The 1229-nt window shown below is 58.1% G+C and carries 2 protein-coding genes; both read right to left on the bottom strand.

Annotated elements, in window-relative coordinates; all coding sequences use genetic code 11:
* On the bottom strand, nt 1–211 hold a 211-nt coding region (locus tag H5U38_01725; GenBank protein ID MBC7185732.1), incomplete at its 3' end, for a hypothetical protein.
* A 45-nt stretch (nt 212–256) separates the two neighbouring features.
* The coding region (locus H5U38_01720) for a TonB-dependent receptor (GenBank protein MBC7185731.1) at nt 257–1229 on the bottom strand (973 nt) is incomplete at its 5' end.

Raw genomic sequence — 1229 nt, 5'->3', positions numbered from 1 at the left:
GGTAGCCGATCATGCCATAGTTTTCCACCCCGTTGACCTGCATCTTGCCAGCGTCCATGAAAGCGATGCCGCGATCGAAGTTACTGGCATGCTTCCTCAGGTCGGCTGGAAAGCTCTTGTGCTCAGGGGACCAGTCCCTCTGTTGTGCCAGCGTGGCTCCTGCCAGCACCACCAGTCCCACAACAATACTTAGCTTGCGTGTGGGTCGCATGCGTGCTCTCCTCGCGTTTCAGTCGCTTGTTTGTTGTGCCCGGTGCTACATCATCAGCCGCACGCCAAAGTTGATCGAGCGCCGCGGGCCAAAATTGTTGATGGTGATGCCGTCCATCCTCGTGGCGCTGTAGGTACCATAGGCACCACCGGGATCTGTTGCCGAGCCGGTACGCTCGTAGCCCTCCAGCACGTTAAGGCGATCGAACAGGTTGCGGACCTGCACGAAGACCGAGTAGGTCAACCCGAATGCCTTCAGATTCTTGTAAGCCCGCAGGTCAAACTGGTGCCAGAACGGCCAACGCGCGGAGTTCTCTCTCTCCAAGTAACCTTCGTCGCCCATGTAGGGGGTATAGACGCGCCCGCTCTCGCCAAAGTAGACGAGGCTGACCCCAAAATTGGAAAGCGGCCGCTTGCCCAGAATGCGCGGCCCGCTACGGGAGGGGATACTAAAATCGATATGCACCCGAATGCTGTGCGGCTGATCCCACGAGGCGATGCTCTCCCGCTTGGGCATGGTCTGCTTGGTGTCACCGTCCCAGTAGCCGTCCCAGGAGGTAGGCTTCAGCACCATCGCCCGCGACCACGTATAATTGACGGTCCCCGAGAAGTAGTGGCTGTAACGTTTGCGCAGGGTGATGTCCATGCCCTTGGCCGAACCGAAGTTGTTGTTAATAAACACATAGTAGGTGTACGGATTATCGTGCCCTGGGTCCGAATAGGCAGGCACCGTGATAGAGCCCACCTGGTTTGTGGTCTCCTTGGTCCACAAGGTCACATTGAGCCCGTACAGGTCGCCGATCTGCTGCTGGAAGCCGATCTCGTACTGGATAGCTTTCTCCGGCTCCAAGCTCGGGTTGCCAATGATGTTGCCCAACATCATGCTCACTTCGCGGATGGCCCCGGAGGCGCGATAGAGGTCGCGGTAGTTGGGCGCCTGGTAGAAATGGCCAAAGTTAAAGTGCACCACCGACTTGTCGGTAAGCGGATAGGCCATGCCGATGCGCGGGCTGAACTTG

It is taken from the genome of Calditrichota bacterium (assembly GCA_014359355.1).
Classification (GTDB): domain Bacteria; phylum Zhuqueibacterota; class Zhuqueibacteria; order JANLFK01; family Oleimicrobiaceae; genus Oleimicrobium.
This window is presented reverse-complemented; position numbering and strand designations above follow the sequence as displayed.